The following is a 16169-nucleotide window of genomic DNA, read 5'->3' on the forward strand; positions in this document are numbered from 1 at the left end:
TCCGTTCAGGCCTATGCCTGCACCCAGACAGCGCCGTTGCGCAGCTCCACCGGATAGGTGGTGAGCCGCGTGCCTGCATCTTCGACGCAGATGCCGGTGCGTAGCTGGTAATGCTGCTTGTAGATGGGCGAAGCCACAACCGGCTCGCCGCCCAGGTCGCCGATGATTCCGCGCGAGAGTACATTGGCGCCGCTGTGCGGGTCGTGATTGTCGATGGCGTATAACACATCGTCGTGCATGCGGAAAATCGCGATCTGGCGGCCCTCCACCAGTGCGCATACGCCTGTGTTGGGCCAGATATCTTCCAATGCACACACGTGTTGCCAGGTGCCTGCCAGATCTGCGGACGATATCTGAGGCTGGACTGCAGCCCCGGGAGCCGCGGTTTGTTGTACTTGACTCATGGTATGACTCCGTTGATTACTCGGCGAGGGCCATGATGGGAATGACCTTGGCCTGTTGCTTTTCCTGCGGCGTGGCAGGGCGCATTTGCTCACGCTCCTTGACGAAGACGATGTTGTCGTCGCCGGCCATGCTGTTGACGAAGCTGCGGAAGCGCTTGCGCACTTCGGGGTCCGTGACTGCGGTCTTCCACTCATCCTGGTAGGTATCCACGACGTGCTGCATTTGCGCTTCAAGCTCCGCGCCCAGACCCAGCGAGTCGTGGATGATCACATCCTTGAGGTAGTCCAGGCCGCCCTCCAGGTTGTCGCGCCAGGTGCTGGTACGTTGCAGGCGGTCCGCAGTGCGGATGTAGAACATCAGGAAGCGGTCTATCATGCGGATCAGTTCTTCCTTGCTCAGGTCGCTCGCGAGCAGTTCGGCATGGCGTGGTTTCATGCCGCCGTTGCCGCAGACGTAGAGGTTCCAGCCATGCTCGGTGGCGATCACGCCCACATCCTTGCCCTGCGCCTCGGCGCATTCGCGTGTGCAGCCCGAGACGCCGAACTTGATCTTGTGCGGCGCGCGCAGCCCCTTGTAGCGGTTCTCCAGCTGTACGGCGAGGCCCACGCTGTCGTCCACGCCATAGCGGCACCAGGTGGAGCCGACGCAGCTCTTCACGGTGCGCAGCGACTTGCCATAGGCATGACCGGACTCGAAGCCAGCGGCGATCAATTCCTCCCATATCTGTGGCAACTGCTCGACGCGCGCGCCGAACATGTCCACGCGCGCGCCGCCGGTGACCTTGGTATAGAGGCCGTATTTCTTGGCGATCTGGCCGATGGCGATCAGGCCGTCGGGCGTGACCTCGCCGCCGGGCATGCGCGGCACCACCGAGTAGCTGCCATCCTTCTGGATATTGCCGAGAAAGTAGTCGTTGGAGTCCTGCAGCGGGGCCAGATCCTTCTTCAGGATGAAGTCATTCCAGCAGGAAGCCAGGATGCTGGCGGCAGTGGGCTTGCAGATGTCGCAACCGAGGCCTTTGCCGTGTTTGTCCAGCAGTTCGTCGAAGGTCTTGATCTGGCCCACGCGCACCAGATGGTAAAGCTCTTGCCGGGAATAGGGGAAGTGCTCGCATAAGTGATTGTTCACTGTCATGCCGAGCTTGAGCATTTGCGCCTTCATTACCTGGGTAACGAGGGGAACGCAGCCGCCGCACGCCGTGCCGGCCTTGGTGCAGGCCTTGATCTCTCCGATGGAGCAGGCGCCGTTGGCGACCGCTTCGCCAATCTGGCCCTTGGTGACGTTGTTGCACGAGCACATGATGGCCTGGTCGGGCAAGGCGTCCACGCCCAGGCCGGGTTTTTCCTTGCCGTCGCTGGCCGGCAGGATCAGGAATTCGGGGTTTTCCGGCAAGGGCATATCATTGACCGTCATTTGCTGCAGGGTGCCGTATTCGTCTGCATTGCCGATCAGCACCGCGCCGAGCAGCTTCTTGCCATCCTCGCTGACGACGATCTTCTTGTAGATATTGCGTACCTCGTCCAGATATTGGTAGCTGCGCGCACCCGGGGTTTCGCCGTGGGCGTCGCCCACGCTGGCGACATCCACGCCCATGAGCTTGAGCTTGGTGCTCATGTCGGCACCTTGGAACGTCATGGCTGCATCGCCGGAAAGGTGGGCGCAGGCGATACGTGCCATGTCGTAGCCGGGTGCAACCAGGCCGTAGAGCTGGCCGTTCCAGTTCGCGCACTCGCCGATCGCATAAATATCGTGGTCGCTGGAGCGGCAGAACTCGTCAATCGCAATGCCGCCGCGTGCGCCGATGACGAGGCCGGATTCGCGCGCCAGTTCGTCGCGGGGGCGGATGCCGGCAGAGAACACGATCATGTCTGTCTCGAGCCAGGTTTCGTCGAAGAAGACCATGCGATGGCGCGCAGTGGCACCGTCGGTGATATTGACGGTGTTGCGGCTGGTATGCACATGCACGCCCAGCTCCTCGATCTTGGTGCGCAGTACGCGCCCGCCGATGTCGTCAACCTGCACAGCCATCAGGCGCGGCGCGAATTCCACGACATGGGTATCCAGCCCCATGTCGCGCAAAGCCTTGGCGCATTCCAGGCCGAGCAGGCCGCCGCCGACTACGACGCCGCTCTTGGCTGTCGCTCCTGCTGCGGTCATCGCTTCCAGATCTTCGATGGTGCGGTAGACGAAGCAGTGCTCGCGGTCGCGTCCGGGGACAGGCGGTACGAAAGGCACGGAACCCGTGGCCAGGACCAGTTTGTCGTACGGCAGCACGGTGCCGTCGGCCAGGCTGAGACAGCGCTGGTGGCGGTCGATGTGGGTGGCGCGGGCGTTCAGGCGCAGCTCCAGGCCTGGCCGGTCATAAAAGCCGGGCTCGACCAGAGAAAGGTTTTCAGCCGTGCTACCGGAGAAGAAGCTGGACAGGTGTACGCGATCATAAGCAGGACGGGGTTCTTCGCCCAGTACCGTCACTTGCAGTTTGGCGGCGGCAAGGTCAGGATGGCGCTTGACCAGCTCCTGCACAAAATAGTGCCCCACCATGCCGTTGCCGACGACCACTATACGGGTGTATTCATTCATCGCGGTGTTTCCCATCAGGTTGAAGCATGTCGGCACATGGCACTCGTTTCGCCATGGCCAGGCATTGCTGTTTCGTAAGCCCAAAAACAAAAACGGCGTCCATGGCTTATGCAGCAACTGCCTGGAGGGCAGCACTAAACAAGCCATGGACGCCGTTGTCCACAACAGGATTTCCAGACCTGCGGAAATCCCTTGCTAGAAAAACTCATTGCCATCGACAATGATTTGCTATGAGATAAGCAACAGGCATGCCAATACACGGGAGGCTGCAATCACGCGCTGGCGCAAAATGCCTTAAACCTTTTTCCTGTATGGGTTTTCTGGCTGTAGGCACGTCTCGCTGGCTGTTTGCAGAGATGCCGGGATCAGTAGGTCGATTCGGCATGATGCACATTCATGACGCACCTGAAGGAAATTGCACCAGAATGGTTCTTTTGTTAATGGGAATTATTTTCACGCCAGGCCCGAGTAGCCCCAGGTAAACAGGCATGGTCAAGAGACGCACAGCAGGTAGACCAGGATGATGTTGACCAGAAGCGAGCATACCGTCAGCCACTGCCATTGCTGCAGTCGCCCACGCGCGAGCAGCGGAGTGCGCTGCACGGGCAGGATGGGGCGGATTTCGCCGACTTCCAGCGCCAGCAGCATTTCCTCCGCAGTCTCAAAGCGGGAGGCCGGGTTACGCGCCACGGCCTTGAGGATGATGTTTTCCAGCCAACCGGGAATGTCGGGGCGGTAGCGGGTGGGCGGCACGGGTTCGCCGAAGCGCGGGTGCTGGAACGGCTCGATCTCGCCGTAAGGGTATTGGCGTGTCAGCAGATGGTAGAGCGTGACGCCTGCCGCAAAAAGGTCGCTGCGCACGGAGGCCGCTTCCCCGGCCTCGAACAATTCCGGGGCCATGAAGCTGGGGGTGCCGGGGTTGGACATCGCCGCCGCCTGCGCCTGGTGACCGCCGGAGGCCACGCCGAGATCGAGGATGCGCAAGCGGCCGTCCCTGCCCATGTGCAGGTTGGCGGGCTTGATGTCGCGGTGCAGGATATGCAGCCGGTGCAGGGCACCGAGCCCGCGCAGCATGTCTATGCCGATGCGCGTGATGCCGGCCGTCGTGAAGTGGTGCCCGTGCTGCAGGCGATAGTCCAGGGTCGCCCCCTCGTGCCAGCTCATGACGTAATAGAGCTTGCTGCGCTGGCTGGCATCGAGCGGCAGCACCTGCGGCAGGTATTGCGACATGACGCGCTTGGCGAGCCATTCCTCGTTGAGCAGGGCCTGACAACTTTCGTGGTCCTCAGCCAGCACAGGCTGCAGGGTCTTCAGCACCCACAGCTGGCCGCTGTGACGGTGCCTGACTTTATATACCAGGCTGGTGCGGGATTGGTGCAGGCGTTCCAGGATCTCGACATCATCGAGATGGTCTCCAGTCTTGAGCCTGGGCGGCAATGCGAGCTGGCAGGCTGCTGCCAGGTGGTCGGTGAGCGTTTCCTCGCCCGGCCTGACCACGCGTACCACCACTACCGTGGCGTTATCGCTGCCGCCGGCCGCCAGCGCCAAGCGTGTGAGTTCGTCGCAGCTGCGCTGCGGATGGTCGTACAGTTCCAGAGTGTGGTGGATGACAGCTTGCTCCAGGGCAGCCCACACGCCATCGGTCATCAAGGCGTAGACATCGCCGGCCTGTATGCCGCCTTCCGCGTAGTCCACGCTGAGCTGCTGGTCCAGGCCTACCGCGCGCTTGAGCACGTGGCGCATATCCGGCCTGTCCCAGACATGGTCGGTGGTGAGCAGCTCCAGTTTTCCGGTGCGCAGGCGGTATAGGCGGCTGTCACCCACGTGTCCTGAATAATAGCGCTGGCCGCGCAATACCAGCAGTGACAGCGTCGTTGCCATGCCCGCCATCTCGCGGTGCTGGGATGCCTGCGCAAGCACCCAGCGGTTGGCGGCTACGATCACCTTGTCCAGTGCCGCCGGGATTTCCCAGGTGTCAGGGGTGGCGTAGTAGTCTGTCAGCAGGCTGCGTACAGTCATCTCAGCGGCTTCGCGCCCGCCGGCATTGCCACTGACGCCGTCGGCCACGGCAAAGATGGCACCCTTGACATCAAGGACGGCGCCGGTAGGGGTCACCATGCCCGCAAAGTCTTCGTTGCGTTCACGCTGTCCGGTGACCGAGCTCGACCCCGTCGTAAATTCCAGTGTCACCGGTCCGCTACACCCTGGCGCTGGTGACAGCGGCAGAGCCCCAGGTGGTACGCCAGCGCTTCTTGACCAGTGTCAGGCCGAACAGGGCGACGACTGCCAGGCTGGCGAATACGGCCAGGCCGAGCTGGTAGCTGCCGGTGACTTGCTTGGAATATCCCAGGCTGGAAGCCAGATAGAAGCCGCCAATGCCGCCTGCCATGCCGATCAGGCCGGTCATCACGCCGATTTCCTTGCGGAAACGCTGGGGTACGAGCTGGAATACTGCACCGTTGCCCATGCCAAGTGAGATCATCGCCAATACCACGATGGCCAGCCCTGCCAGTTGCTGGCCCAGGCCAACACTGAGAATGAACAGGAAAACCGCCGCCAGGATATACATGGCGCTCAGCGTGCGGATGCCGCCGATGCGGTCAGCCAGGTTGCCGCCGATAGGCCGGACGAAAGAGCCGGCAAATACGCAGGCCGCAGTGAAATAGCCTGCATGCACCGGGTCCAGGCCATACTGGTCGTTGAAGTAGATCGTGAGCGAGGAGGCCATGCCGACGAAACCGCCGAAGGTGACGCTATAGAAGAACATGAACCACCAGGCATCCTTGTCCTTGAGCACGGCCAGGTACTGGCTCAGCGACTTGCCCGCTGGCGGATTGGGCGCATCCTTGGCGAATACCATGTAGACGACCAAGGCGATGCCCAGTGGGATCAACGCCAACCCGAAGACGTTATGCCAGCCGAATGCGAGCGCAAGGCCCGGGGCGAACAGGGCGGCGAGGGCGGTGCCGGAATTGCCCGCACCGGCGATACCCAGGGCGGTGCCTTGGTGCTCAGGCGGATACCAGCGCGAAGCCAGCGGCAGGGCGACGGCGAACGAGGCGCCGGCAAAGCCCAGGAACACGCCCAGCAACAATGCCTGCTGGTAGGAGTGGACGCCATGCAGCCAGGCGAAGGCCAGGGCCGCCAGCACGATCAACTGGCCGATCAGCCCGGCCTTCTTCGGCTGGATCTGATCCACCAGTACGCCCATGACCAAGCGCAGCAGGGCGCCTGTCAGTACCGGCGTGGCCACCATCATGCCTTTCTGTGCGGGAGTCAGGGCCAGATCGGCGGCCATTTGTACCGCGAGCGGACCCAGCAGTACCCAGACCATGAAGCTGAGGTCGAAATAGAGGAAAGCGGAGAACAGGGTCGGTTTGTGTCCTGCCTGCCAAAAACTTTTTTGCATGATATTTCCTTGAGTCAGGGATGGAGAACGCCAGCCGTGGATGATTTCGGTGCTGTCGTCCTGTTTATGCCGCGATTGAAATAGATTGCAGCAGCGCCTTGCCGTGGGCCAGCCGGACCACGTCGCCGACCACGATAATGGCCGGGCTGGCGAGGCCTGCCTGCTGCACTGCCGTCGCCAGCAAGGACAATGTGCTGGTGATGTGCCGCTGCTGGGGGAGGGAGCCGTGCTGGATCGCCGCTGCCGGGGTATCCGGCGCCATGCCGGCCGCCAGCAGTTCGCGAGTGATGCTGGCGAGGTGTTTCATGCCCATGTAGATCACCAGCGTGGTGCCGCTTTGCGCCAGGGCCTGCCAATTCTGCCCGCTCTCACCATCCTGCAGGTGGCCGGTGACGAAGCTCACGCCGTGCGTGTAGGCACGATGGGTGACCGGGATGCCCAGGGTGGCCGGCACGGCAATACCGCTGGTGACGCCGGGAATCACCTCCACTTCGATGCCTGCGGCCCGCAGCTCCAGCATTTCCTCGCCGCCGCGGCCGAACAGGAAGGGGTCCCCGCCTTTCAGCCTGACCACGGTCTGGCCTTGCTCTGCCAGTGCCGCCATCAGGCGGTTGATGAAGTGTTGTGGCGTGGATTTGCAGCCGCCACGCTTACCGACCTCGATGACGCGGGCGTGCGGCGCATGCCGGAGAATGTCGCGATTGACCAGGTCGTCCACGAGGACAACCTCCGCCTGCTGCATGGCCTTGACTGCCTTCAGTGTCATGAGCTCCGGGTCGCCGGGCCCGGCGCCTATCAAATAAACTTTTCCTGCCATGGTGTGCCTGTGCCAACAATACTTGGTTAAAAACTGTCTGGATTGACCAACTTGGCGTTGGCCGCTGTTCCGTTGCCTCATGGGTGATATTCCCCGTTCTTCACCGCCTGCAGCACCAGCTCGTCAAGCTCGCTCGTGATATTGGCCAGAACGCTGGCCACGACGGAAAACTCCTTTCCGGCCTCGCCAGCCCTGGCAGCGATGATCTTGGCATTCACGGATACGATCTTGGCCTGCTTGGTGATGCGCTGGATGTTTTCCATCAGGTCCCGCTGCTGCTTCTGGTGCAAGCTGGCATGTTGCCGGGCTTCGTTCTCGTACACCTGGGTGATCTGGTTGAGGATGGTCACCATGGGGGTCGCGTATTGCCCCAGCCTGTCGATCAAAACGGTCGATGGAGTGTTGGCATCAAGCGCCTGCAATGCCTGCCCGGCATGCTCGATAAATGCCCTGATGCGGGCGTCAGCCTTGCTGTCCCCGAGGTATGCATCTTGCAGCGCCAGCGAGAAGAGGCCGGGTAGTTGTTGGTTGCCATGCACGAGATCGTGGTGCGTGGCGGTAAATAGTTGCAAGGCTTCCTGGGCAGTGGCCTTGGCAGCCTGATCTCCCTGGCTGGCGAGGATGGTATTGAGGATGATGCGTTGCGACAGCATGCGTTGCCTGCCGGCAAGGTTGATGAGTGAGCCGAACGTTTCCGCACCGAGCGGCGGGGCGGTGTCGGCGGAGGGCTTCGAGTGGCGCATGTTCATTTGGCGTATGGCAGATTGCATGGTCATGGGGGTTTCGTTTCTTAGTGCAAAGATGCTGTATGTCGGCTTTAAGAACGGCGAACAAAGCCCAGGGAAGTGATCGGTTTTGTTCGCCGCAAGCATGATCAGAAGGTATACATCATGGTGAGCCAGAGTTTTTCCGTATCGCGCACCCGGCCCGCGGCATTGTTGCCTGGCAAGGCGGTATATTGATCCTTCTCGGAATACTTGCCGTACTCCAGTTTGGTCATCAGGTGTGCGTTGACGTGATAGGTGACGGCGGCATTCCATTCCGTCCCGTACTGATCGCCGAATCCCCCGCCCACGGTATTGAAGCGGTCATCCGACTTGATGACGTGATAATCGGCAAAAAACTGGAAGTCGCCGATCTTATAGGTTGCCGTGATGAATGTATCCTGGATGCCTTCCGGTGGGGTGGTCAGGAATTTGTCCACCCAGCCCTGGAACAGGTGGTTGGTGCCGAACGGGGTCTGGAAGCCATAGCGGCCATTGTTGCTGGACAGCAGTTCCTGGTCGGCGCGCAGCGAGAAGTTGCCATAGGCCGCGCCGCCGCCCAGCTTGTAGTAATGGGCATCGATGCGGGAGTCGCCGCCGCTGTAATCGGTCTGCTTGGCATATTCCACCGTGTAGAGCCCTTTCCAGTCGGGCGTGAACGCATGTGCGCCGTCCAGCCGAACCCCCAGGGTCTTGTGGCCCTGGTCGGCTTCCTGGTTGATGTTGCCGTTCTTGCCGGCGGCAATGCCGCCCGTTCCTGCCGCGTTGCCAAACCATGCGCGGCCGAAGCCGAGGTCGTCGAAACTGGAGAAATAGCCGTAGCCCGTCAGGGATTCGGTTGGTGAGATACGGTATTTCAGGTTGACGATTTCGAGTGCGCCGTCGGAGCGCAGCTTGGTGGTGATCTGTTTCACGCGCTCGATATGGCCGACATAGATTTCAGTGTTGGGCAGCGACTTGTTCAACAAGGTGACGCCATCGAACACCTGCATGACCTGGCGGAAGGCGATATCACCGATGAAGCGAACGTTGTCCAGGTTGATCTGCTGGCGGCCGATACGTAGCCGGTTGTTCTTGATGCCGGTCCAGTCGACGTACAACTGATTGATGTCGGTATCGTCCGGGTCGACAATCTTGGCGTAGTCGAGCTTCCCGGGCTGGTTGGAGATGCTGTTGATCAATGTGCCATTGGTGCTGTCATTGAAGTCGTCCTGGAACTTGCTGACGTCGATGATCTGCCCGGTAACGCTGAAATTTCGGTATGGCGCGGTTTGCCAGCCCACCAGGCTGCGCAGGGTCACGCCATTGGCATCCTTGAGCGGGCGGCCGCTCGGCGCGTTGCCGTCCTGCTCCACATGTTCGTAGCGTAGCCGGAAGCTGGTCAGGTTCTTGCCGGCCTTGACGGCATCCATGAACGTGTAATCCGATAAGACTTCTTCCGCTTGCGCCGGTCCGGCGGAGGCGAGTGCCAATCCCAACAGGCTGCCATAACAGACTTGACGCATCGTGAATCTGGAATTACTTTGCATGTGTTGCTCCTTTTCTCAGATGAGGGGTAACGGTAGTACCGGCCCGTCCTGCCCGACGGGCCTTCTTTTTTTAGGTCGCGCAGCGCACGTTCTGGTCAAGCCGCCTTGCGTGCGTGCCGTTCGTACAGGAATTTCAGCACTTCGCTGCGTAGGTGGTTGTACCGGCTGTCCTCCGCCAGTTGCAGCCGCTTGCGCGGGCGCTCCAGGTCCACTTCGAGGATTTCGCCGACTGTCGCGGCCGGGCCGTTGGTCATCATGACGATGCGGTCCGACAGCAGCACGGCTTCGTCCACATCGTGTGTGACCATGACGGCGGTGCAGCCGGACTGGGCCATGATGCCCATCAGTTCGTCCTGCAGGTGGGCCCGGGTCAGGGCGTCGAGCGCGCCGAAGGGTTCGTCCAGCAGCAAGACCTTGGGCTCCATCGCCAGCGCGCGGGCAATGCCCACACGCTGTTTCATGCCGCCGGAGATTTCATTCGGACGCTTGTCCGCGGCATGGGCCAGCCCTACCAGCGTGATGGCGTCCTGGGTGCGTTGCTTGAGTTTTGCCTTGCCTTCCTTGGCTCCGAACACACGCTCCACCGCCAGGTGGACGTTTTCCGCGCACGTCAGCCATGGCAGCAGTGAATGGTTCTGGAACACGATGGCGCGATCCGGCCCCGGCCCGGCGATCTCGCGCCCGGCGCAGAACAGGTTGCCTTGCGTCGGGCGCAGCAGGCCGCCGATCAGGTTGAGCACGGTGGATTTGCCGCAGCCCGAGTGGCCGATGATGGAAATGAATTCGCCTTCGCGGATGCTGATATTGACGTCCTTCAACGCTTCGAATGTGCCTTTTTTGGTGAAGAAGGTCATGTCGATGTTCTCGAGCTGTACGTAGCGTTCCTGTATGATTTTTTCCATGATGGCCTCGTGTTATTCGTAGCTGAAACGTTGTGCAATGGAGGTGAGCGCCACTTCCAGCAGCAGGCCGACGATGCCCACCACGAAGATGGCGATGATGATGTGCTCGACGTTGAGGTTGTTCCATTCATCCCAGACCCAGAAGCCGATACCGACGCCGCCGGTAAGCATTTCTGCAGCGACGATCACCAGCCATGCCACGCCGATGGACAGGCGCACACCGGTCATCATGTAGGGCAGGACGAAGGGGAACAGGATCTTGGTGATGATCTTCCATTCCGACAGATTGAGCACGCGGGCGACATTCATGTAGTCCTGCGGCACCTTGGAAACACCTACCGCTGTATTGATGATCATCGGCCAGATGGCGGAAATGAAGATCACCCAGATGGCAGCAGGATCAGCGGCTTTGAACACCAGCAGGCCGATCGGCAGCCAGGCCAGGGGGGACACCGGGCGCAGGATGCCGATCACGGGAGCGGCCATGCGCGAGATGAACTGGAACCTGCCGATGACGAATCCCAGCGGGATGCCGACCAGGGCTGCGAGGCCGAAGCCTAGCGCGACGCGTTGCAGCGAGGCGAGAATGTTCCAGCCTATGCCCTGGTCATTGGGGTCGTTGACGTAAAACGGATCACTGAACAGCGCCGTTGCCGCGTGCCAGGTGGAAGCCGGGCCCGGCAGGTTGGGGGATTGGTGTGAAATCAGCGTCCAGACGGCAAGCAGCAGCAACAGGCCGGACACGGGCGGCAGCATCCATTCGAAGAATGCGCGCGACTTCAAGGCCAGGACGCCGGGACGGGTTGCCGCCGGTTTGGCGGCGGTTGTCTGTTTGACGATGGTTTGATCGCTTTTCATGATGGTTTTGATGTCTTCCTTGTTGATACTGACTGAGCTCATAATCGGTTGCCTCGCATCACTTTGTTGGGTTGGCGGACGGGCAGTGCCCCGGCCGCCACTGCTCCTGCTCAGGCCTTGATCTTGAAGGCGCTGGCATAGGCCTTGGGATCCTTGCCGTCCCATAGCACGCCGTCGATCAGCTTGCTGCTGCGCATCGGGTCGCTCGGTACGGCAATGCCCAGTGACTTGGCGGCCTCGGTATAGATATCGATGCGGTTGACCTTCTTGGTGATGGCAAGGTAATCCGGGTCCGTCTTCAGCAGGCCCCAGCGCTTGTGCTGGGTGAGGAACCACATGCCGTCCGATAGATAGGGGAAGGTCACCTTGCCGTCATTGAAGAACTTCATGTAGTTCGGGTCTTCCCATCGCTTGCCGATACCGTTGTCGTAATGGCCGAGGAAGCGGCCTTCGATCACACTTTCTGGCGCGTTGACGTAGGCCTTGCCTGAAATCAGCTTGGCGACGGCCGGGCGGTTGGCCGTGGCGTCGATATAGCGGCAGGCTTCGAGGATGGCCTTGGTCATGGCCAGGGCGGTATTGGGGTTCCTGGCGGTGAAATCCGCCGTCGTGCCCAATACCTTTTCCGGATGATCGGCCCAGATATCCTGGCTGGTGGCGACAGAGAAGCCGATCTTGTCGTGGATCGCCCGCGCGTTCCAGGGCTCGCCGACGCAATAGCCGTCCATGTTGCCGATGCGCATATTGGCGACCATCTGCGGCGGCGGTACCACGATGGTCTTCACATCCTTGAACGGGTTGATGCCATAGGTGGCGAGCCAGTAGTAGAGCCACATGGCGTGGGTGCCGGTGGGGAAGGTCTGGGCGAAGGTGAAGTCGCGGTTTTCGTTGTCGATCAGGCGTTTGAGGGCTTGTCCTGTGGTGACGCCCTTTTCCTTGAGCTGGTTGGCGAGTGTGATGCCCTGGCCGTTGTGGTTCAGCGTCATGAGGATGGACATATCCTTCTGCTGTCCGCCTATGCCCATCTGCACACCGTAGACCATGCCATAGAGCATGTGCGCGGCATGCAGTTCGCCATTGGCGACCTTGTCGCGGATACCAGCCCATGAGGCTTCCTTGGAGGGGGTGATCTTGATGCCGTATTTCTTGTCGAAGCCCATTTGCGCAGCCACGACGACCGGCGCACAGTCGGTGAGCGGAATGAAGCCGATCTTCACTTCGGTAAGCTCCGGCGCATCTGAACCTGCCGCCCAGGCCTGACGGCTGAGGGTGGAAGGGATTATGTCCAGCATGGCGGCGGCACCGAGGGTGCTGGCAATCGCCTGGTGAAAAAACCGCCGCCTGCCATGGTCCATATCGTCATTGCCAGCAGTGGGTTCGGGCAATGTCGGCTTGTATTCGGAATGACTCATCGTGACTCCCTGGATCAGTGGTTAAAGTAAACGCCCAAACAAAAAAGGCGTCCTGAATGCAGACAGTGTGGTTGTCTGCATTCAGGACGCCTTTGTCCTTGGTCTTCCATATCCGGGCCGATGCGCTGCTTCAGTCATCAGCGCGCGTTGCCCGGTATTGTCGAGATGCTGCTGGAACAATGGTAGCCGCCATTGGCTGCCGCTGTTCAATCAGGCATCAGCAATTGTTGTGCCAAGGGGAAATTATTTTTAAAACTTATTGTTATGTAAGGGATTTTATGAAATTTAAGGATTTTTGTTAATGTCGGCTGATCGTGGCGGATTGCACCACCTGAGTGCGGTTGCACCATCATTACCGCACTCAGGATAGGGAATTCTGCTTGGCAAGGATGTTGTCGGCGACATCGATGATTTTGCGGTTTTGCTCCATGGCGGTGCTGCGCAGGATCTTGTAGGCCTCCACCTCGCTGATGCCGCGCTTGCTCATGAGCAAGCCCTTGGCACGCTCGATCTGCTTTCTCTCCGCCAGTGCTTGCTTGGTTTCCGCCAGCTCGTTTTCAATCTCGGCAATCTGCTGCGATTGCTGTTGCAGCAGTGAGACAATGGACTCCATGGGATAGGCGTGCTGGCTGTCGTGTGCGAGGAAGGTGTAGGCGTTTTCCACCGGGATGGAGAGGTTGAAGAAGGCGCTGTCCAGCGTAGCGGACTGGGCCGGCTGACGGCGCACTTTCTGCAGGTACTGGCGGGTCTTTTCCAGGTCGTTCTTCGCCTCCTTGGCCAGCGTTTCCAGCATGTCGTGCATGCCCTTGATGAGCTGGCACTGGAGATGCCAGATATCGGTGAGGCGCTGGCTGCACAGCTCGAACCATTCGTCTCCGTCGTGCGTTTTCACGGCCTGGCCATCGTGCGCATGCGTGAGCTTGCCACGGAACTGCCGGTGCCGCTGGTGGATGCTGGTATCCATGGAGGCCGCCCATGCCTTCTGCAGCTGGTGGCCGCCAAACTGGCAGAACAACTCGAAATGCCTGTCCTGCAAGGCAATCAGTTCCAGCAGCTTCTGCTGGTGTTCCTGCTGTACTTGGCCGGAGCCGAACATGTAGGAGCCGACGGCGCGTTCCTGCCCGGCAAACTCCTTGCCTTGCACCAGGTTGTAAAGCGCGAGCAGATAGGTGGAAATCTTGCTGTTGACGGCATTGTCGGTAATGTCGAAGATCAGCGAGATCAGGCAGCCGACGAAACGATTGAACGACTGTATGCAGTCAGGAAATGAAATCTTGTGCAGGGTGACCTGGTGGCGCAGCGCTTTCAACTGGTCGAACCCGAGCAATATCCACGAAATCAGGGTGAGCTGCTTGGCATCGACCATGCTGTCATGCTCCAGGTGACGCTGCAATGCTTCGCGGAACCTGAGTTCCAGGCCCTGGTTCTGTTCGATGATGTCACTGCGCTCCCTGCCGAAACGCTGACCGGCCGACGCCAGGTAAAGGCAGCTTGCGCCGCGCTCTGCCTGGATCTGGTGAATGATCAGGCCGATGGTCTCGACAAAGACGGTGCATGCCGAAAGCCGTTCGAGCTCCTCGATATGCCGGATCTTGGCCAGAATGATGGTTTGGTCGGGAGAAAAGTCTTTCATATTAAACTCGGTAGCAATAATCATGCGCGTCCTGTCGATGCTGAATCCAACGATGATGGGGCAATCGGTCAGGCCACCACGGGGCGGGCAGTATGCCCTGTAACCTGGATGTCTTGCCTGCATGCAGGCTCAGGAGCGTTGAATGATGCACAGCAGGATGATGACGAGCAACAATAATAGCAGGCTGGTCGTCTTCCAGAACAGGAGCGGATTCTTCTCAATCAGCCCGCTCCTGTGCCGGTCGAGGAATTGCCGGTTGGGGTGCCTCAGGTCATGCATGAATTCCGACAGCGCAGGATAGCGTTTGTGTGGTTCCGGATGCACGGCTTTTGCGAGCGCATCGTCTATCCACGAAGGGATGCCGTTGTGTCCGTCGATGGCGGAGAGATAGGACAGGCGCTGCAGTTGCGTGCGTGACTTGATTTTGGCGGCTTGGGCGCCGTAAGGCAGCTTGCCCGTGAGCATCTGATAGGCGATGACGCCCAGCGAAAACTGATCCGACTGCGGCGAGCCGGGCTCGCCGAGGAAATACTCAGGCGCCATGTATTGAATGGCGCCCGGAACGGGCAGGCTTTCCAGAGGATGGCTCTCTTCCAGGCCTGCGACCCGGACTGCGCCGAAGTCGATGATTTTGACCACGCTATTGCGGTCTATCATGATGTTTTCCGGACGCAGGTCCTGATGCAGCATCTCGGCGCGATGGAAGGCCTGCAGGCCTTTGGCAATTTGCTCGACGATGCCGCGCACCGTTTCCAGCGACGGCCTGGGATGATCCCGCATCCATTGCGCGAGGGTGATGCCCTCGATGAACTCCATGGCGACATAAAGATATTGCGGCTTCCGTTCGCGCTTGCATGGCTTCAGCACGTGTGCGTGATTGAGGCGGCGAGCCACCCATTCCTCGAGTGCGAAGCGGTTCAACTGCGCCGGATTGGCGACCAGGTCGGTAGATGGGGTCTTGAGCGCCACCTGCTGGCCGGTAGCGTTGTCGATCGCCAGGTAGAGGTGGCTACGGTGGCTGTGGTGCAGCTCCCTGAGGATATGGTAGCCGTCGAAATCGGTTCGTGCTTCCAGTATTGGCGGCGCGCGCAGGTCCGCGGATGGAAAGCGGCCAGGCTGGCGAAGGTCGAGACGGTCTATCCTGACAATCTGTATGGTCAGGTTATCCCGGCTGCCGCGCTCAAGAGCCCCTTCTACAATTCGTCTTGCAGCGGCGTCTAGGTCATCAGCATTATTGGAGATGGCGGCGGCGATGCATTGCGCATCCGCATGTTCGTATACGCCGTCTGAGGCCAGCAGGAAGATATCTCCCTGTTCGACCGGTATGCATAGGTAGTCGATCTCGACTTGCGGACCTATGCCCAATGCCCGGCTCAGGTAGTGCTGCTCTGCATTGACGGCAACCCTGTGATCCTCGGTGAGTTGCTCGAGCGCTTGGCCGCTGAGCCTGTAGATGCGCGTGTCGCCGACATGAAACAGGTGGGCCTGGCCTGACTTGACGACCAGGGCGCTGAGGGTGCAGACATAGCCCTTGTCCTTGTCGTACCGGTATTGGCTGCGCCGGGTCTGGGCATAGAGCCAGGAATTGACCGCGTTCAAGACGCAGCTGACGGCATGTTTGACGCTCCAGGCATCAGAAGTGCAGTAATAATCGCTGAGCAGGTTGCGGATCGCGGACTCGCTGGCGACCTGGCTGACGGTACTGCTGCTGATCCCGTCAGCCAGCGCCACCAAGATGCCCTTGGTGGCGAGCTGATGGCCTCGCGGTATGCACGCGCCATGGAAATCCTGGTTGATGTCCTTGCACCCCCGGTCCGAATGCTGGCCGATGGAAATGGCGAGCGTATCGTTCATGTTGTC

Annotated in this window: 11 protein-coding genes and 1 pseudogene; all 12 read right to left on the reverse strand. The window is 60.2% G+C overall.

Features of this window, described 5'->3' with window-relative positions; translation table 11 throughout:
• Positions 1 to 11 precede the first annotated feature (11 nt).
• Positions 12 to 404 (reverse strand): nitrite reductase small subunit NirD, encoded by a 393-nt coding sequence (gene nirD / locus MFLA_RS01645; protein WP_011478686.1) that lies wholly within the window; start codon positions 402 to 404, stop codon positions 12 to 14.
• 16 nt (positions 405 to 420) lie between these two features.
• Complete coding sequence (gene nirB / locus MFLA_RS01650; RefSeq protein ID WP_011478687.1) at positions 421 to 2985, reverse strand: nitrite reductase large subunit NirB; 2565 nt, start codon at positions 2983 to 2985, stop codon at positions 421 to 423.
• A 492-nt stretch (positions 2986 to 3477) separates the two neighbouring features.
• Positions 3478 to 5175: a bifunctional protein-serine/threonine kinase/phosphatase gene (locus MFLA_RS01655; protein WP_011478688.1), complete on the reverse strand. Its 1698-nt coding sequence runs from the start codon at positions 5173 to 5175 to the stop codon at positions 3478 to 3480.
• Between the two features lie 7 nt (positions 5176 to 5182).
• Entirely contained in the window at positions 5183 to 6394 is a 1212-nt protein-coding gene (locus MFLA_RS01660; protein WP_011478689.1) for a nitrate/nitrite transporter, read from the reverse strand.
• Between the two features lie 64 nt (positions 6395 to 6458).
• Positions 6459 to 7208: pseudogene (gene cobA / locus MFLA_RS01665) on the reverse strand (uroporphyrinogen-III C-methyltransferase); the annotation flags it as partial.
• A gap of 80 nt (positions 7209 to 7288) precedes the next feature.
• Positions 7289 to 7987, reverse strand: coding sequence for a type IV pili methyl-accepting chemotaxis transducer N-terminal domain-containing protein (locus MFLA_RS01670; protein ID WP_229407098.1), 699 nt, complete (start codon positions 7985 to 7987; stop codon positions 7289 to 7291).
• Positions 7988 to 8085: 98 nt separating this feature from the next.
• Entirely contained in the window at positions 8086 to 9504 is a 1419-nt protein-coding gene (locus tag MFLA_RS01675; protein ID WP_011478692.1) for an alginate export family protein, read from the reverse strand.
• Positions 9505 to 9599: 95 nt separating this feature from the next.
• Complete coding sequence (locus MFLA_RS01680) at positions 9600 to 10406, reverse strand: ABC transporter ATP-binding protein (protein ID WP_011478693.1); 807 nt, start codon at positions 10404 to 10406, stop codon at positions 9600 to 9602.
• A gap of 12 nt (positions 10407 to 10418) precedes the next feature.
• Entirely contained in the window at positions 10419 to 11306 is an 888-nt protein-coding gene (ntrB, locus tag MFLA_RS01685) for a nitrate ABC transporter permease (protein ID WP_011478694.1), read from the reverse strand.
• 68 nt (positions 11307 to 11374) lie between these two features.
• Entirely contained in the window at positions 11375 to 12676 is a 1302-nt protein-coding gene (locus tag MFLA_RS01690; protein ID WP_011478695.1) for a CmpA/NrtA family ABC transporter substrate-binding protein, read from the reverse strand.
• A 361-nt stretch (positions 12677 to 13037) separates the two neighbouring features.
• Positions 13038 to 14333, reverse strand: a complete 1296-nt coding sequence (locus MFLA_RS01695; protein ID WP_229407099.1) for a nitrate regulatory protein — start codon at positions 14331 to 14333, stop codon at positions 13038 to 13040.
• A gap of 105 nt (positions 14334 to 14438) precedes the next feature.
• Positions 14439 to 16163, reverse strand: coding sequence for a bifunctional protein-serine/threonine kinase/phosphatase (locus tag MFLA_RS01700; protein ID WP_011478698.1), 1725 nt, complete (start codon positions 16161 to 16163; stop codon positions 14439 to 14441).
• Between the last annotated feature and the right edge of the window lie 6 nt (positions 16164 to 16169).

The organism is Methylobacillus flagellatus KT (genome assembly GCF_000013705.1).
Classification (GTDB): Bacteria; Pseudomonadota; Gammaproteobacteria; order Burkholderiales; family Methylophilaceae; genus Methylobacillus; species Methylobacillus flagellatus.